The sequence below is a fragment of the Cellulosimicrobium sp. PMB13 genome (assembly GCF_051294865.1).
Lineage (GTDB): Bacteria > Actinomycetota > Actinomycetes > Actinomycetales > Cellulomonadaceae > Cellulosimicrobium.
Genome location: NZ_CP145910.1, coordinates 926,372 through 941,703, shown reverse-complemented (window position 1 = coordinate 941,703; position 15,332 = coordinate 926,372). Strand labels below are relative to the sequence as shown.

Below are 15,332 nucleotides of genomic sequence, written 5' to 3'. Positions count from 1 at the left end.
GGTCCGGCGCACCAGCCACGGCCGGGCGGCGCGCGAGCGCCGCCCGGCGGCGGTCCACCGTCCCGACGGCCCCGGGAGGCCCCGTGCCCGACCACAGCCCGCTCTTCTCCTCGCCCGGCGCGACCGACGCCCCCGTGACGACGCGTACGGCACGCCACGGCCGCGCGTCGGGCACGGTGCTCCCCGACCTCGGCCTCAACGTGCAGGGCGAGCCCCGACGGCAGGCGAACCCCGGCGACGAGCTGACCGTCGACCCGGCCGACCGTCGTCGTCGAGCCCGCGCCGCGCTGCTCGACCTGCGCCGCGACGTGATCCGCCGCGGGGCGCGCGGCTGAGGCGCGACCGCGTGGGCGCCGCCGCGTAGGTTGTCCCCATGCGGATCGGAGCCCACCTCGACCAGTCGGACGTCCTCGCGCAGGCCGCCGGGATCGGCGCGGACGTCGCGCAGATCTTCCTCGGTGACCCTCAGTCCTGGAAGGGACCGGAGTTCACGTATCCCGGTGGTGCCGTGGCCCTGAAGGCCGACGCCGCGGCCGCGGACCTGCAGCTCGTCGTCCACGCGCCGTACGTCATCAACGTCGCGAGCCCGAACAACCGGATCCGTATCCCCAGCCGCAAGCTGCTCCAGCAGATCGTCGACGGCGCCGCCGCGGTCGGGGCGACGGGGGTCGTCGTGCACGGCGGTCACGTCACGGCGGCCGAGGATCCCGCGAAGGGGTTCGACAACTGGCGCAAGGCGATCGACGCCCTGCAGACGGACGTCACCGTGTACATCGAGAACACCGCGGGCGGCGACTTCTCCATGGCGCGCCGGCTCGAGCGCATCGAGGGCCTGTGGGCCGCGGTGCAGCAGGCTGACGGCGCGGAGAACGTCGGCTTCTGCCTCGACACGTGCCACGCGTGGGCGGGCGGCATCGACCTCACGACGGCGGTCGAGCAGGTGCGCGCGATCACGGGGCGCCTCGACCTCGTCCACCTCAACAACAGCCGCGACACCGCGGGGTCGGGCGCGGACCGGCACGCGAGCCTGACCGCCGGGACGATCGACCCCGAGCTCCTGCTCGACGTCGCCCGGGCCGCGGGCACTCCCGTCGTGTGCGAGACGCACGCCGACGTCCCGGCGGACGTCGCCTGGCTGCGCGAGCAGCTGGGCTGAGCACGATGAACGTCCACGGCACGCCCGACGCACCGCCCGCGCCCATGGGGCTGCGCAACACGACCGTCGACGCCCGCGACCCTCGCGCGCTCGCCGACTTCTACCGCCGGCTCACGGGCTGGCAGTACACGCCCGGCCAGGAGGCGCCCGACCCCGACGGCGAGGATTGGCTGACCCTCCAGGTCCCGGGCACGGACGGGACGCGGCTCGCGTTCCAGCGCTCCGACGCCGAGGTCCGGCCGTGGCCCGGCGGCGCCCGCGTCCACGTCGACCTCGACGTCCCCGACCTCGAGGCCGCGCACGAGCACGCCCTCGCGTGCGGTGCGACGCCCCTCACGGGGACGCCCGCCGAGGAGGGCCACCCCGACGACCCGTTCCGGGTCTACGCCGACCCCGAGGGGCACCCGTTCTGCCTGTGCGGTCCGCTCGGCTGAGGATCTCCTCGCGCACGGATCGAACCGGACGGCCTCCCGCTCCGTCTACCGGGTGACAGCGCGTCGCGCTCCGCCGCGACGCACCCACGACGGAGGGAGACGCACGTGCGCACGAGGACGACGGTCCTGCTGGGGGTCGGTGCGGCGGTGGTCGTGCTGGGAGGAGCCGCGGTCGTGTTCGGTCCGGGCCTGTACGCCGACTGGTCGGAGGACCGCGCCGCCGCCGCTCCGACGCTCGACGCCCGGACAGGGTCCACGCTCGACGCCGCCGGTCTCGACGGGACCTGGGACGTGGGCGCCGGGTCGTTCGCCGGGTACCGGCTCGACGAGATCCTGCGGGGGGAGGACGTCACGGTGACGGGCCGCACGGAGGACGTCACGGGTTCCGTGACGCTCGCGGACGGTTCGCTCACGGACGCCGAGGTCGTCGTCGACATGACGACGGTCGCGACGGACGTCCCCAACCGCGACGCGTACTTCCGCGACACGGCCATCCAGGTCGCGGAGCACCCGACCGCGACGTTCGTGCTCACGGAGCCCGTCGAGGTGCCCGACGCGGCCGGTGCCGTCGAGCTCACGGGCGACCTCACGGTCCGCGGGGTCACCCAGCCCGTCACGGTCGACGCGCAGATCGGCGCGGAGGGCGACGACGTCCAGGTCGTCGGCGAGGTGCCGATCACGTTCGCGGACTTCGGCGTCGAGGCACCGAGCCTCGGGTTCGTGGAGGTCGAGGAGACGGGCAGCGTGGAGTTCAGCCTGGCCCTGGCCCGGGCGTCCTGAGCCGCGGTGGTCACCGACGACGCACCCGTCACCGCGACCGGGCCCACGGGTCCGGTCGCGGACGAGCTGCTGCGCGCCGTCCACGATGCGCACGGCACCGCGCTGCACCGGTACGTCGCGCGCATGACCGACGACGACGCGCGCGCCCAGGACGTCGTGCAGGAGACGCTGCTGCGCGCGTGGAGCCACCCGGAGGTGCTCGAACGGCCGGAGGGCTCGGTCCGGGCGTGGCTGTTCACCGTGGCCCGCAACCTCGTCGTCGACGACCTGCGGCGCGCGCACCATCGGCGCGAGCTGGCGAGCGCCCACCTGCCCGACCACGGCGAGGCGGACGCGACGCAGTCCGTGCTCGACGCGTGGCTCGTGGCGGACGCGCTCGTCGCGCTCTCGCCCGAGCACCGCGCCGTGGTCGTGGGCGCGTACTACCGCGGTCGGTCGGTCGCCGAGATGGCGGACGAGCAGGGGGTGCCGCCCGGGACGGTGAAGTCCCGCATGCACTACGCGCTGCGCGCGCTGCGGCTGACGCTGCAGGAGAAGGGAGTCACGCCATGAACGGCTCGTCCGGCACCTTCGGCCCGTTCGAGACGGACCCGTACCGCGAGTGGGACGCCGCCTACGTGCTGGGAGCCCTCGGCCCGAAGGACCGCCGCACGTTCGAGGACCACCTGACGACGTGCGGCACGTGCCGTGCGTCGGTCACCGACCTCGCCGGGATGCCAGGGCTCCTCGGGATGCTCACGCCCGAGCACGCGACGGCCCTGGTCGCAGCCGGGTCGGCGGATCCCTCCGGGGAGGCGGGGCCGCCGTCGGACGGGGTGGGCGAGGTCGTGCCGCTCACCGCCCTGGCGGCGGGCGCGCGCCACCGCCGTGCCCGACGCCGCGGGCTGCTCGTCGCCGCAGGCGTCGCCCTGGTGGTCGGGGGCGGGGCCGCGGGCGTCGCGCTGACCGGTCCCGCGCGCGAGGGCCCGTCCGCCGCGGTCGCGACGACGACCCCTCCGTCGGGCGCGCCGTCGGACCCCCCGCCGACGAGCCCGCAGACTCCGCCGCTGACGACGACGGTCGAGCTGCTCCCCGTCGACGGCACGGACGTGCGTGCGGAGCTCGTGCTCACGCCGGCGGCGTGGGGCACCCGGCTCGACTGGTCGTGCTCGTACCCCGCCGGCGCGGCGACGAAGGGGGCGAGGTACGAGCTCGTCCTCGTCGACGTGGGCGGGACGCGTGAGGTCGTGGCGACGTGGTCGGCGACCGACGCCGGTCGCTCGGACGGGCTGGGCGCGTCGTCGGCCGTCCCGGTCGACGGCATCTCGCGTCTCGAGCTCGGCGTCGTGGGCCTCGACCGGCCGCTCGCGGCGGCGGACGTCTCCCCCGTCACGTGAGGGCGCGCCGCCCCGCGAGGTAGAGCCTCCGGTCACGAGACAGTGCTCGCGGGGCTCGACCTCGCGACCGGAGGTTCTGTCTCGCGACGAGGGCTCCGACTCGCCGCTAGCCATCTTGGCGTGAGGCCACCTCACGTCTCGCGCTCGTGCCCGCCGCAGTCGGATCAGTCGTCGTCGACGACCGGCCCGCGGCGCAGCTCGAGGTCGATCTGCTCGGCGTCGAGCAGGTCGAGCGCGTGGCGCAGCGCCTGCGAGCTGTACGCGCCGGACGACCGCGCGGCGAGCAGCGCGGTGCGCTGCGCCGCGATCGCCCGCAGGCGCAGCTCCTTGTACTGCGTGAACACGTCGGCCGAGGTCGCGGCGTCCACGTCACGGGTCTCGAGCTCGCGGACGACGTCGCGGCGCACGCGGGCCACGACCCCCGGGTCGAACGGTCGCCCGTCGGCACGCCGCAGGTCCGGGGCGTCGATCGCCGCGGCCGCCGCGGCGTCGAGCTCGGCCCGGACCGCGCCGCGGTCGTTGTCCGCGGGCGACGGTCCCCCGGTGAGCCCGAGCCGCTTCACGACCCACGGGAGCGTGCTGCCCTGGAGGAGGAGGCTCCCGACGGCGACCCCGAACGCGACGAGGACGAGGAACGACCGGTGGGGCGTGTCGAGCGGGAGCGTCTGCGCCGCGGCCACGGTCACGACGCCGCGCATGCCGGCCCAGACGAGGAGCACCCCTTCGCGCGGACCGAGCGGCTGCGCACGCAGGTAGTCGATGTCCGCCGCCCGACGGCGCAGCGTGTTGCGCACGCGGCCCACGCGCTCGGGCGTCCCGGAGCCGGGTCCGCCCGACCGGCCGCGGCGGGCGCCGTCGTCCGGGCGACCCCGGTGTGCCGGTTCCTCGGAGCGGCCGGCGTCCGACCCGGGTGACCCGTGCAGGACGTGCGGGACGTGCGGTGCGGTCAGGTGCGGACCCCGGATCGCCTCGAACTGCGCGGTCACGCCGGTCGCCGGCTCGGTGGCCCCCGGGGCGTCGGGGTGGAGCGGTGTCCCGTCCGGCGCGAACTTGGCGTCGAGCGTCTCCTGCATCCCCGCGATGACGCCGCGCACGCTCTCCGCGCGCCGGGCCCGGCGACCGGCGCCGTGCACGAGCGGCAGGACGTAGACGGCGCGCACGACGAGGACCGCGACGATCGTCAGCGCGGCGATCCCGACGGCCTGCCAGAGGTTGCCGTGCGTGGCGGTGACGTCCTCGACGAGCCCGAACAGCTCGAGCCCCATGAGCAGGAACACGCCGCCCTCGAGCAGCAGCTCGATGGTGCGCCAGTTCGACTCCTCGGAGATCCGGTCCTGCGGGCGCAGGTACTTCGCGGCCCCGTTCCCCGTGACCAGCCCGGCCGTCACGACGGCGACGAGGCCCGACGCCCCCAGCAGCTCCGACGGCAGGTACGCGACGAACGGCACGACGAACGACACCGCGACGCTCAGCGCGGGCCGCCCCAGCCGGGCGCGCACGAACAGCCCGACGAGCCCGACGACGAAGCCCACCGCGACGGCCACGACGACCGCGAGCACGAAGTCCCCGGCGACGGACCACAACGACACGCTCGCCGCGGTGGCGGCGATGGCGGAGCGCAGCAGGACGAGCGCGGACGCGTCGTTGAGCAGGCTCTCACCCTCCAGGACGGTCACGACGCGCGGGGACGCCCCGAGTCGCTTGACGATCGACGTCGCGACGGCGTCCGTCGGGCTGACGACCGCGCCGAGCGCGATCCCGACGGACAGCGGGATGCCCGGCACGAGCGCGGTGAACAGGAAGCCGAGCGCGACGGAGCTCACGACGACGAGCGCGACCGACAGCCCGCCGATGGCCGTGAAGTCGCGCCGGAAGTCCATCGTCGGCAGGCTCACCGCCGACGAGTAGAGCAACGGCGGCAGCACGCCCGCGAGGATCCACTCCGGCTCGATCTCGATCGCCGGGACCGCGGGCACGAAGCTGATGCCGATCCCGACGAGCACCAGCGCGAGCGGCGCCGCGACCCCGGCCTTCGGCGCGAGCACGTTCACCGCGACGATCGCGACCACGACGGACGCCCCGATCGCGATGAGCCCGAGGATCTGGTCCTCGGTGAGCTGGAAGGGGAAGTCCATCCGTACCTCCGTGCAGGGTGTGCGGCGGTCGGGTCGGGCCGGCCACGCCGCGTCCAACCTACCGAGGACGCTGCCCGACGGCGCCCGGACGCCTCCCCCGCAGGGTGGTGGTCTCGGGCGCGGGGCGCACGGGAGGATCGGCCGCATGGACACGACGCACCGCCGCGACCTGCCGAACCCCGGGTTGTCGCCCCATCAGCCGCTCGATCGGGGGACAACCCGGGGTTCGGCGGGGCCTGCGGTGCCCGACGGCGCCGCTCGCCCCGACCTGTGGACGCGCCTCCGGCCGTGGGCGCTGCCCGGCTTCCTCGCGCTCGTCGTCGGGCTGTTCCTCGTCGCGACCCCGCAGTGGATGACGATCGACGTCGGGCGCGACGGGGGGTACAGCTGGTCGGACGACATGACCGGGCTGTGGGGCGGAAGGCCGACGGCACTCCCCCTGGTGGTCTCCTGGACGCTGTCCGCGCTCGTCGTCGCCGGTGTCGCCGTCTCGCGACGGTTCCCGCTCTGGGGGCTCGCGGCAACGGCTCTACCCTTCGCCACCGCGGCGCTGACGGGCAGCGTCGTGTGGGGGTGGTGGCTCGGTGTCCTCGCGGTCGCCGTCGTGGCGGCGTCCGACGGGTGGCGCCGCGCCGTCCTGCCGACGACGACCGCGGTCGGGCTGGCCGCCGTCTACGTCTGGACCGGGATCCCCGCGGTGCTGCCGGTCGGTCCGGTGTGGGCGGTCCCGTCGGACATCCCGCGCTATGCCGACTACGACGTCCCCGTCGACCCGGCGATCGGCGAACATCTTCTCGTCACGGCGCTCTACGCGTTCTGGACGCTCGCCGCGGTCACGGTCGCGGCCGCGCTGGGCGCCGTCGGACGCTCCCGGGACGCGTCGCGCGAGGCCGCCGCGGCGAGCCGACGTGCTGCCGACGCCCAGTCCGTCACGGCCGAGAGGGCGCGGGTCGCGCACGACCTGCACGACGTCGTCGCGCACCACGTGTCGCTCGTGGCGGTGCGCGCGGAGTCCGCGCCGTACGTGCACCCGGGCCTGGACGACACGGCACGGGGCGTGCTCGCGGACATCGCGGCCGACGCGCGCGCCGCGCTCGGCGAGCTGCGGCAGGTGCTGGCGGTGCTGCAGCGCAGCGAGGATGCCGCACCCGACCTGGCGCCGCAGCCGGGCGCGAGGGACGTCGTCGGGCTCGTGGACGCCGCGCGTGCGGCGGGGCAGGACGTCACCCTGACCACGGATCCGGACCTCCTCGCGCGCGTGCCGGCCACCGTCGGCTACGCGGTGTTCCGCGCGACGCAGGAGGCCCTGACGAACGCGCGCCGGCACGCGCCCGCGACGCCGGCCCGCGTGGACCTCGACGTCCTCGGGACGGAGGCGGACGGGACGCAGGCGGACGGGACGCAGGCCGACGCGACGGTCGTGCTGCGGGTCGCGAACCCGCTCGCGCTCGGGTCGGGACCCGGCGAGCCGGGCCGGGGTCTCACCGGGATGCGGGAACGTGTCGAGGCGCTCGGCGGCACGCTGTGCACGGGGACGAGCGGCGACGGCGTCACGTTCGTCGTCGAGGCCCGGCTCCCCTTCTCCGTACAGCGCGCGGGAGCGCCCTCGGGGAGCACCGCGGCGGTCCCCGGCGCGACCGTCGCGCACCCCGTCGCCCCGGGACACGGCCCCTCCCACCGCGCCGTCCCCCACCACGTCGCTGACGGTGACGCGTGAGCGCCGTGACGCGCCTGGTCGTCGCGGACGACCAGCCCGTGGTCCGGCACGGGTTCGCCGCGATCCTCGACGCCGCGGACGGGATCGAGGTCGTGGGGTCGGCGGGTGACGGGCGCGAGCTGCTCGACGTCGTCGCGGAGCGCTCCCCGGACGTCGCGGTGGTCGACGTGCGCATGCCGGTGCTCGACGGCATCGCGGCGACGCGCCGGATCGTCGCGCACCACCCCGGAACGCGGGTCCTCGTGCTCACGACGTTCGACCTCGACGAGTACGTCTACGACGCCCTGCGGGCCGGCGCGAGCGGCTTCCTGCTCAAGGACGTCCCCGCGCCGCGGCTCGTGGAGGGCGTGCGCCTGGTCGCGGACGGCTCGATGCTGCTCGGCCCGAACGTGACGCGACGGCTCGTCGGCGACTTCGCGGCCCGTGTCGCGGAGCCCCGCCCGCACCCGGGCCTCGACGACCTCACGCCCCGGGAGCACGAGGTGCTGCTCTGCGTGGCGCGCGGGCTCTCGAACGCAGAGATCGGCGCCGAGCTGTTCATCACGGAGCAGACCGTGAAGTCGCACGTGTCCGAGGCGCTGCGCAAGACGGGGTGCCGGGACCGCGTGCAGCTCGTCGTCGCGGCCTACGAGTCGCGTCTCGTGCGCTGACCGTCCGCGCGGACCGAGTGCGGCGAGGCGGTCGGACGCCGCCGCGAGTCGATGCGGTCAGGCACGCGTGCATGTCAAGAACTCTTGACACGGTGTCTGCACTCCTTTACGTTCGGGATGTCAGAGATGTTTGACATCGCCACGGAGCCAGGAGCCCAGACATGTCATACGAGGAGAAGGGCACGTGGGTCTACCTCGTCGTGAGCGTCGTGGTCTACGCGGCGTACGTCGGCGTGATCCTGACCCGGGCCGACGGCGGCCCGGTCGCCGACGTCGCGTACGTCGCCCCGCTGCTGTGGTCGATCGCGGCCGCGATCGTCGCGGGGATCGTCGTGCGCATCGTGGTCGAGATCGTGCGGCCGAGCGAGAGCTACCGCAGCGACGAGCGCGACCGAGAGCTCGCGCGTCGGGGCGTCGAGGTGGGGTGGTGGGGCGTGGTCGCCGGGTCGCTCGCGGCCCTCGCCCTGGCGCTCGTGGAGGCCGACCACTTCTGGATCGCGAACGCCGTCTACCTCGGCTTCGTGCTCTCGGCGGTCCTGTCGTCCGTGACGACGATCGTCGCCTACCGCCGGGGCGCGTGACGTGGGAGGCAAGCCGACGCGCGTCACGAACAGCATCCGGGCGCTGCGGTTCGCGCGCGGCGAGATGACGCAGGCCGAGCTCGCGGAGCGCGTCGGCGTCACGCGCCAGACCGTCATCGCCATCGAGCAGGGCCGTTACTCGCCGTCGCTCGAGACGGCATTCCTCATCGCCCGCGCGCTGCGGGCGCCCCTGGACGAGGTCTTCGGCTTCCCCGAGGACACCCCCGACGACGACGCCTGACGCCGCCGTCCCCCGAGAGGACAGCACCATGCGCGCAGCAGTCTCCACCGCCTACGGCCCGCCCGAGGTCCTGCAGGTCGGCGAGGTCCCCGACCCCGTGCCGGGACCGGGGCAGATCCTCGTCCGCAACCGGGCCAGCACCGTCGCGGCCGCGCTCGTCGCCGCGCGTTCTGGCACGCCGTGGTTCGCCCGGCTGGCGTTCGGCCTGCGCCGTCCGGGCTACCCGGTGCTGGGCGGCGAGGTCGCCGGGGACGTCGTGGCGACCGGGCCCGGGGTGAGCCGGTTCGTGGTCGGGGACCGCGTCGTCGGGCTCACGGCGATGGGAGCCGGAGCGCACGCCGAGCTCGTCCTCCTGCGCGAGGACGGCGCGGTGGAGCCGATCCCCGACGGCCTGACCGACGTCGACGCCGCCGTGCTCGCCGCCGGACCGCTGACCGCGCTGCCCTTCCTCACCGTGCACGCCCGGGTGCGGGCCGGGCAGTCGGTGCTGGTGCTCGGCGCCTCGGGGTGCGTCGGGACGGCGGCGGTCCAGATCGCGGTGCACGCCGGGGCCGACGTCACGGCGGTGTCCGGACCGCGCGGCCTCGACCTGGTCCGCGAGCTCGGCGCCGCCGAGGTGGTGGACCGCACGGTCGGGGACCTACCGTCGTCCGGCGAGCGGTACGACGTCGTCTTCGACGTCGCCGGCGCGAGCTCGTACCACCGCTGTCGGCAGCTCCTGACGTCCGACGGCGTGTACCTCACCACCGTCCCGTCCCTGCCGATCCTGTGGAGAAACCTGTGGACAGGACGGCGGACGCACGGGCGTCGCGGCGTCGTCGCGTTCACCGGCCTCCGGCCCGTCGAGCAGCAGCTCGACACCCTGCGCACGGCGCTCGAGCTCGGCAGGACCGGGGCGCTGCTGCCCGTCGTCGACGCGGCCTACCCGCTCGACAAGGTCGCCGACGCGCACCGGCACGTCGAGGACGCGCACAAGGCGGGAACCGTCGTCGTCCTGATCGACTGACCGGGCGGCAGAGCGGACCAGCCGGGGGCGCTCGGGTCGCGTGGACGCGCTGGGCCGGGGAGGCTGCGGGGACAGCCGAACCGACCGACGAGAGGCGGCCCCGTGGACGCGCGCGCACTCCTGGAAGACCTGTACGGACGCATCGGACCGACGGCGACGCGCGCCGTGGAAGGGCTCGGCGACGACGCCCTCACGGCACGCCTCGACCCCGAGGCCAACACGATCGCGTGGCTCGCGTGGCACCTCGCACGGAGTCAGGACGCACAGGTCGCGGCCGCGGTCGGGCGCGACGAGGTGTGGACGCGCGACGGCTGGGCCCGGCGGTTCGACCTCCCGTTCGACGACGACGCCTCCGGCTACGGGCAGTCCCCCGAGGAGGTCGGTCAGGTCCGCGCGAGCGACGACGTGCTGCTCGGGTACGTGCACGCCGTCCAGGTCGAGTCGCACGACGTCCTCGCGTCGCTCGCCGACGACGACCTCGACCGCGGCGTCGACGACGCGTGGGACCCCCCGGTGACGCTCGGCGTCCGGCTCGTGAGCGTCGCCGTAGACGCGCTGGAGCACGCCGGGCAGGCCGCGTACGTCCGTGGCGTCCTGGAGCGCACCGGCCGCGCCTGACGTCGGCCGGGGCGCCTGACGTCGGCCGGGCGCCCCTCCTGCCGAGTGACGCACTCTCGTCGAGAGATGCACTCAGAGGTGCATCACTCGGCCGGACGTGCATCCCTCGGCGGCGGCGCACCCACGGACCGGCGGGACAGCAGCGCCGCGACGAGGAAGCAGACCGCGCCGACGAGCGTGCCGGCGTCGTCCCACCAGCTGCTGACGTACGTCCCGGTCGTCGGCGAGACGTACGCCCCGACCGCCGACGCGCCGAACGCGACCGACCCGAGCAGGTTGAGCCACGTGCCGTGCCAGGTCCGGGCGTCGCGATCCCACAGGTGCCCGCGGTCGCGCGTCGCGACGACGGCGAAGGACGACGAGACGAGGAACGCCACCGAGCCGTAGGCGTCGGGCTTCCAGCCCGCGCCGAGCAGGGCCGGGTCCGCGACCGCGGCACCCAGTGCGACCGCGGTGCTCACGTTGAAGCACAGCGTGCCGACGAGCTGGACCGCCGCAGCCCACCAGTCCCACCGGTCGGCGGGGTGGGTTCCCGCACGCGGCGGCCGCCGGCCGCTGAGGCTGAGCTGGACGAACGCGGCCGCGGTGAAGAACACGGAGCCGACGAAGAACGTCACGCCGACGGCCACCGCTCCGACGGCGTCGGCGTAGGGCGGCAGGGCACCGACGAGGAAGCACAGCGACCCGACGGCGAACCCCCACGCCTCCCGGCGCAGGCGGCGGCTCGCGATCGTCCTGGTCGACGTCGCGCTCATCGTCAGTGGTGGAACCCGGAGCGCTGCCCCTCGGCGGGCATCGGGGACGTCAGGCCGTCGAGCCACGCGGTCTCGGTCCGGATGTCGGCGAGGAGGTCGTCGGCGAGGTCGCGGCTCACGCCGTTGCGCACGACGATCCGCTGCACGGTGACGTCCGCGAGGTCGTCGGGCATCGGGTACGCGGGGACGAGCCAGCCCTTCATCCGCAGCCGGTCGGAGAGGTGGTAGAGGTTCCAGTTCTCCGTGTGGCCGGCCTTGAGCCGCCACGCGAAGACGGGGATGTCGGACCCGTCGTTCCACAGGTCGAACGCGCCGATCTCGGAGATGCCCTGCGCGAGGTACTTCGCGACGTCCTGGCACTCCTGCTGGATCGCGGTGTACCCCTCCCGCCCCAGCCGCAGGAACTGGTAGTACTGCAGCAGCACCTGCGCGCCGGGGCGCGAGAAGTTCAGGGCGAGGGTCGGCATGTTCCCGCCGAGGTAGCTCACCCGGAAGATCAGCTCCTCGGGCAGCGCGTCCAGCGTGCGCCACACGACCCACCCGACGCCCGGGTAGACGAGGCCGTACTTGTGCCCCGACGTGCTGATCGAGTGCACGCGCTCGAGCCGGAAGTCCCACTCGATCTCCGCCTGGAGGAACGGTGCGATCATCGCGCCCGACGCGCCGTCGACGTGGATCGGCACGTCGTGCCCCGTGCGGGCCTGGAGCGCGTCGAGCGTCGCGGAGATCTCCTTCACCGGCTCGTACATGCCCGTGTACGTCACGCCCATGATCGCGACGACGCCGATCGTGTTCTCGTCGACGTACTGCTCGACGTTGCTCCCGTCGAGGCACGGGTGCTCCGCGGTGATGGGCACGTACCGCGCCTCGACCTCGAAGTAGTTGCAGAACTTCTCCCAGCACACCTGCACGGCCGAGCTCATGACGAGGTTCGGCCGCTCGGTCGACTTGCCCGCGGCGCGGCGCGCGAGCTGCCACCGTCGCTTCAGGGCGAGGCCGCCCAGCATGCACGCCTCCGACGACCCGACCGTCGACGTCCCGATGCAGTCGTCCACGTCGGGCACGTTCCACAGCGAGCCGAGGATCCGCCAGCAGTTCTCCTCGATCGCGGCCGTGCGCGGGTACTCGTCCTTGTCGACCATGTTCTTGTCGTAGACCTCGGCGTACAGGCGGTCCGCCTCGTCGCCCATCCACGTCGCCACGAAGGTCGCGAGGTTCAGCCGGGAGTTGCCGTCGAGCATCACCTCGTCGTGCACGAGCTGGTAGGCGGACGTGGGTTCCATCTCGCCGTCGGGCATCGTGGAGCGGGGGGCGACGTGCCGCACCCCGTCGCGCGTGTACGTGGGCCGCAGGACGTGCTGCTGATCGGTCAAGGCTCAGGTCCTTCCGTGGCGGGCCGGCGACGGCCCGGGCGCAAGACGGTCGGCGCACGTGGTGTGCGTGCGGCGGGTGACGACCCGGCGTCGGCGTCGGGCCGCGGTGGCGCGCGTGGGTCTGCGCGTGCGGAAGGTGCGAGTCCGACGATAGTGCGGCACCCCGAGCACCGCCACGGCTCTGGCGAACCTCACCCGGGCGCGCCCCACCCTTGCCCCCGCAGCGACGTCGGCGCAGGCTTCCGTACGTGCAGACCTACCGAACGCTGGACGCGCTCGGGACGCACGGCGCTGGCTCGACGACCTGTGGACGACGGCGCTCGGCGCGTACGCGCGCCACGTCGCCACCGCGCACCAGCCGGCCGCGACCCCACCGACCCCCGAGGAGGACACCATGAGCACCGCACCGCTCCCCGACCTCGTCAAGACCGTCATCGTCCCGGCCCGACCCGACCGCGCGTTCGCGGTCTTCGTCGAGGAAGTCGGCGCGTGGTGGCCGCTCGCCGGGTTCTCGGTCGGCGGCGCGTCGTCGTCGGTCGCGTTCGAGCGCGACCCCGACGGCCGCGCGACCCACCTCGTCGAGACCCTCGCCGACCGCGGGACGGCCGTCTGGGGCGCCGTGACGCGCTGGGACCCGCCGCACGCGCTCGCGTTCACGTGGCACCCGGGCGAGCGCGCCGACGCCGCGACGCGCGTCGAGGTGACGTTCACCCCCGACGGCGACGCGACCGCCGTCGTGCTCACGCACTCCGGCTGGGAGGCACGGGCGGACGGCGAGGGCGCCCGGACGCGCTACGACACGGGCTGGGAGCTGGTCCTGAAGCCCTTCGCCGAGCACGCGGGCTCCTCACGGTAGGACACCCGTCCGACCTCGGCGGCGGTCGGTCCGCCCGTGACGCGCAAGGATCCGGCCCACCACGACATCGACGGGTATGAGCCCCGACCAGCGGCCGGACGACACGCCGCGCACGAGCGGCGCGCCCTGCCCCGGAACACCGCGCGCCGGGACATCACGGGTCGGTGCCGCACGGCCCGGCGGCCCACGGTCGGGCGTCCGACGTGCCGCTCGCCTGCTCGCCGCGGCCCTGCTCGGTCCGATGCTCGTCGCGTGCCAGCCCCGGGCCGGCGAGACGTGCGTCTCCTGGGTCGACCTCGCGGACGAGCAGGACCGGGTCGAGGCGTCGGGCCTCGTCGTCGACGCGGACGTGCTCGGTCGCGAGGGGACGCGCGGGATGCTCGGAGTGGACGCGCACGTGTGGGAGGTCGAGGTCGTCGACGTCGTGCAGGACCTCGCAGGCACCGCGAGCGCCGGGGACCGGCTGGCGGTCGCGTCCACGCCGCAGACGTGCGGCGGCGGCGACCTCTATCCCGACGGCGACCCGCTCGACGCCGACGGCACCGTCCGCCTCTACCTCACCGACGACCACCAGCTCCCGGTCGAGGGCGAGGGCTGGTCGCTGATCACCCCGTTCGACGGCGTCGCGCCCGCGCCGTGACAGGCGGCGCCGCCGGGCCTACGCCGTCGCGCGCACGACGACGACGGAGGGGAACGTCCGTCCGTCCCGCCGCCGCCCGAGGAGGTCGGCCGTCGCCGCGGCGGCGATCTGCTCGACGGGGTGCGTCGCGGTCGTGAGCGCGACGCCGAGCTCGCGTGCGAGCGGGTGGTCGTCGAACCCGGTGACGGCGACGTCGTCGGGCACGCGGGCGCCGTCCTCCGTGAGAGCCCGCACGGCGCCGAACGCGAGCAGGTCGCTCATGGCGACGACGGCGTCCGTCGCGGGCCAGCGCAGCCGCGCCCGCCGTACCGCTCCCGCGCCGGCGGACGCGGTGAGGTCGGCCGCGACGACCCGGCGGGGCAGCCCGGCGGCGTCCATCGTCGCCGCGTAGGCCGCGACGGCCCGGCGGGTGCCGGGGAGCCAGCGCGGGCCGGACAGCATGAGGACGTCCCGGCGGCCGCTCGCGACGACGTGCTCGACGAGCGCGGCGATCCCGGCGGCCGCGTCGACGTCGTAGGACGGCACGCGGCCGTCCGCCGGACCGATCGCGGCGACGCGCGGCACGAGCGACGGGGGGACGACCGCGAGGACGTCGGCCGAGTAGTCGACGAGCAGCACCCCGCCGACGCCCGGGTCGCGCGCGAGGCGCTCGAGCTCGGCCCGGGGCTCGCGACCGAGCCAGCGCAGCGCGACACCGACGCCCTCGGTGTCCGCGGTACGGCTCGCGGCCGCGACGACGCGCGCGACGTACGGATCGGCGAGGAGGTCTGACGACGGCGACCCGACCGCCACGACGACACGCTCCCCCTGACCGCTCGCGAGCGAGCGCGCGCCCGGGTGCGGGACGTACCCGAGCCGCTCGACGGCGTCGAGCACGGCCTGGCGCGCCCGGCCGGAGACGGGACCGTTGCCTCGCAGCACGCGGGACGCCGTCGAGCGGGACACGCGCGCGGCGGCGGCGACGTCCTCGAGGGTCGTCGGCGACGGCAGCATGGGGACTCCTCGGCCCGGTCG

At 75.0% G+C, this 15,332-nt stretch carries 18 protein-coding genes; 14 read left to right on the top strand and 4 right to left on the bottom strand.

What is annotated here, in order from left to right; genetic code table 11:
- Positions 1-83 precede the first annotated feature (83 nt).
- The 6 genes from V5D56_RS04550 (at position 84) to V5D56_RS04525 (ending at position 3,746) form a co-directional block, all read left to right on the top strand.
- Positions 84-335: a hypothetical protein gene (locus V5D56_RS04550; protein ID WP_435737872.1), complete on the top strand. Its 252-nt coding sequence runs from the start codon at positions 84-86 to the stop codon at positions 333-335.
- A 38-nt stretch (positions 336-373) separates the two neighbouring features.
- On the top strand, positions 374-1,156 hold the full coding sequence (locus V5D56_RS04545) for a deoxyribonuclease IV (RefSeq protein ID WP_435737871.1): 783 nt from the start codon (positions 374-376) through the stop codon (positions 1,154-1,156).
- 5 nt (positions 1,157-1,161) lie between these two features.
- Positions 1,162-1,590, top strand: coding sequence for a VOC family protein (locus V5D56_RS04540; RefSeq protein WP_435737870.1), 429 nt, complete (start codon positions 1,162-1,164; stop codon positions 1,588-1,590).
- A 105-nt stretch (positions 1,591-1,695) separates the two neighbouring features.
- Positions 1,696-2,370 carry a YceI family protein gene (locus tag V5D56_RS04535; protein ID WP_435737869.1) on the top strand — a complete coding sequence of 225 codons (675 nt, stop codon included), beginning with the start codon at positions 1,696-1,698 and terminating at the stop codon, positions 2,368-2,370.
- 6 nt (positions 2,371-2,376) lie between these two features.
- Positions 2,377-2,922, top strand: a complete 546-nt coding sequence (locus tag V5D56_RS04530) for a sigma-70 family RNA polymerase sigma factor (RefSeq protein WP_435737868.1) — start codon at positions 2,377-2,379, stop codon at positions 2,920-2,922.
- Positions 2,919-3,746: a zf-HC2 domain-containing protein gene (locus V5D56_RS04525; RefSeq protein WP_435737867.1), complete on the top strand. Its 828-nt coding sequence runs from the start codon at positions 2,919-2,921 to the stop codon at positions 3,744-3,746. Before V5D56_RS04530 ends, V5D56_RS04525 begins: the two co-directional genes overlap by 4 nt.
- A 164-nt stretch (positions 3,747-3,910) precedes the next feature.
- Here V5D56_RS04525 and V5D56_RS04520 read toward each other — a convergent pair whose 3' ends face one another.
- Complete coding sequence (locus V5D56_RS04520; protein ID WP_435737866.1) at positions 3,911-5,881, bottom strand: cation:proton antiporter; 1,971 nt, start codon at positions 5,879-5,881, stop codon at positions 3,911-3,913.
- Positions 5,882-6,026: 145 nt separating this feature from the next.
- On the opposite strand from V5D56_RS04520, the gene V5D56_RS04515 reads away from it, so the two are divergent.
- From V5D56_RS04515 to V5D56_RS04490, 6 genes are all read left to right on the top strand, one after another.
- On the top strand, positions 6,027-7,598 hold the full coding sequence (locus V5D56_RS04515; protein ID WP_435737865.1) for a sensor histidine kinase: 1,572 nt from the start codon (positions 6,027-6,029) through the stop codon (positions 7,596-7,598).
- Between the two features lie 5 nt (positions 7,599-7,603).
- Positions 7,604-8,248 (top strand): response regulator transcription factor, encoded by a 645-nt coding sequence (locus V5D56_RS04510; RefSeq protein ID WP_435738952.1) that lies wholly within the window; start codon positions 7,604-7,606, stop codon positions 8,246-8,248.
- Between the two features lie 161 nt (positions 8,249-8,409).
- Positions 8,410-8,829, top strand: coding sequence for a hypothetical protein (locus V5D56_RS04505; RefSeq protein ID WP_435737864.1), 420 nt, complete (start codon positions 8,410-8,412; stop codon positions 8,827-8,829).
- 1 nt (position 8,830) lies between these two features.
- Positions 8,831-9,070 (top strand): helix-turn-helix transcriptional regulator, encoded by a 240-nt coding sequence (locus V5D56_RS04500; RefSeq protein ID WP_435737863.1) that lies wholly within the window; start codon positions 8,831-8,833, stop codon positions 9,068-9,070.
- 28 nt (positions 9,071-9,098) lie between these two features.
- Positions 9,099-10,076: an NAD(P)-dependent alcohol dehydrogenase gene (locus V5D56_RS04495; protein ID WP_435737862.1), complete on the top strand. Its 978-nt coding sequence runs from the start codon at positions 9,099-9,101 to the stop codon at positions 10,074-10,076.
- Positions 10,077-10,178: 102 nt separating this feature from the next.
- Positions 10,179-10,694, top strand: coding sequence for a mycothiol transferase (locus V5D56_RS04490; RefSeq protein WP_435737861.1), 516 nt, complete (start codon positions 10,179-10,181; stop codon positions 10,692-10,694).
- Positions 10,695-10,777: 83 nt separating this feature from the next.
- Here the strand turns inward: V5D56_RS04490 and V5D56_RS04485 are convergent, their stop codons facing one another.
- Positions 10,778-11,449, bottom strand: a complete 672-nt coding sequence (locus tag V5D56_RS04485; RefSeq protein WP_435737860.1) for a hypothetical protein — start codon at positions 11,447-11,449, stop codon at positions 10,778-10,780.
- A 2-nt stretch (positions 11,450-11,451) separates the two neighbouring features.
- Positions 11,452-12,822: a glutamate decarboxylase gene (locus V5D56_RS04480; protein ID WP_435737859.1), complete on the bottom strand. Its 1,371-nt coding sequence runs from the start codon at positions 12,820-12,822 to the stop codon at positions 11,452-11,454.
- Positions 12,823-13,216: 394 nt separating this feature from the next.
- Here V5D56_RS04480 and V5D56_RS04475 point away from each other — a divergent pair, with 394 nt between their 5' ends.
- Both V5D56_RS04475 and V5D56_RS04470 read left to right on the top strand, forming a co-directional pair.
- Complete coding sequence (locus V5D56_RS04475; RefSeq protein WP_435737858.1) at positions 13,217-13,678, top strand: SRPBCC domain-containing protein; 462 nt, start codon at positions 13,217-13,219, stop codon at positions 13,676-13,678.
- 76 nt (positions 13,679-13,754) lie between these two features.
- Positions 13,755-14,318, top strand: a complete 564-nt coding sequence (locus tag V5D56_RS04470; protein ID WP_435737857.1) for a hypothetical protein — start codon at positions 13,755-13,757, stop codon at positions 14,316-14,318.
- An 18-nt stretch (positions 14,319-14,336) separates the two neighbouring features.
- Here V5D56_RS04470 and V5D56_RS04465 read toward each other — a convergent pair whose 3' ends face one another.
- Complete coding sequence (locus V5D56_RS04465; protein WP_435737856.1) at positions 14,337-15,311, bottom strand: LacI family DNA-binding transcriptional regulator; 975 nt, start codon at positions 15,309-15,311, stop codon at positions 14,337-14,339.
- Between the last annotated feature and the right edge of the window lie 21 nt (positions 15,312-15,332).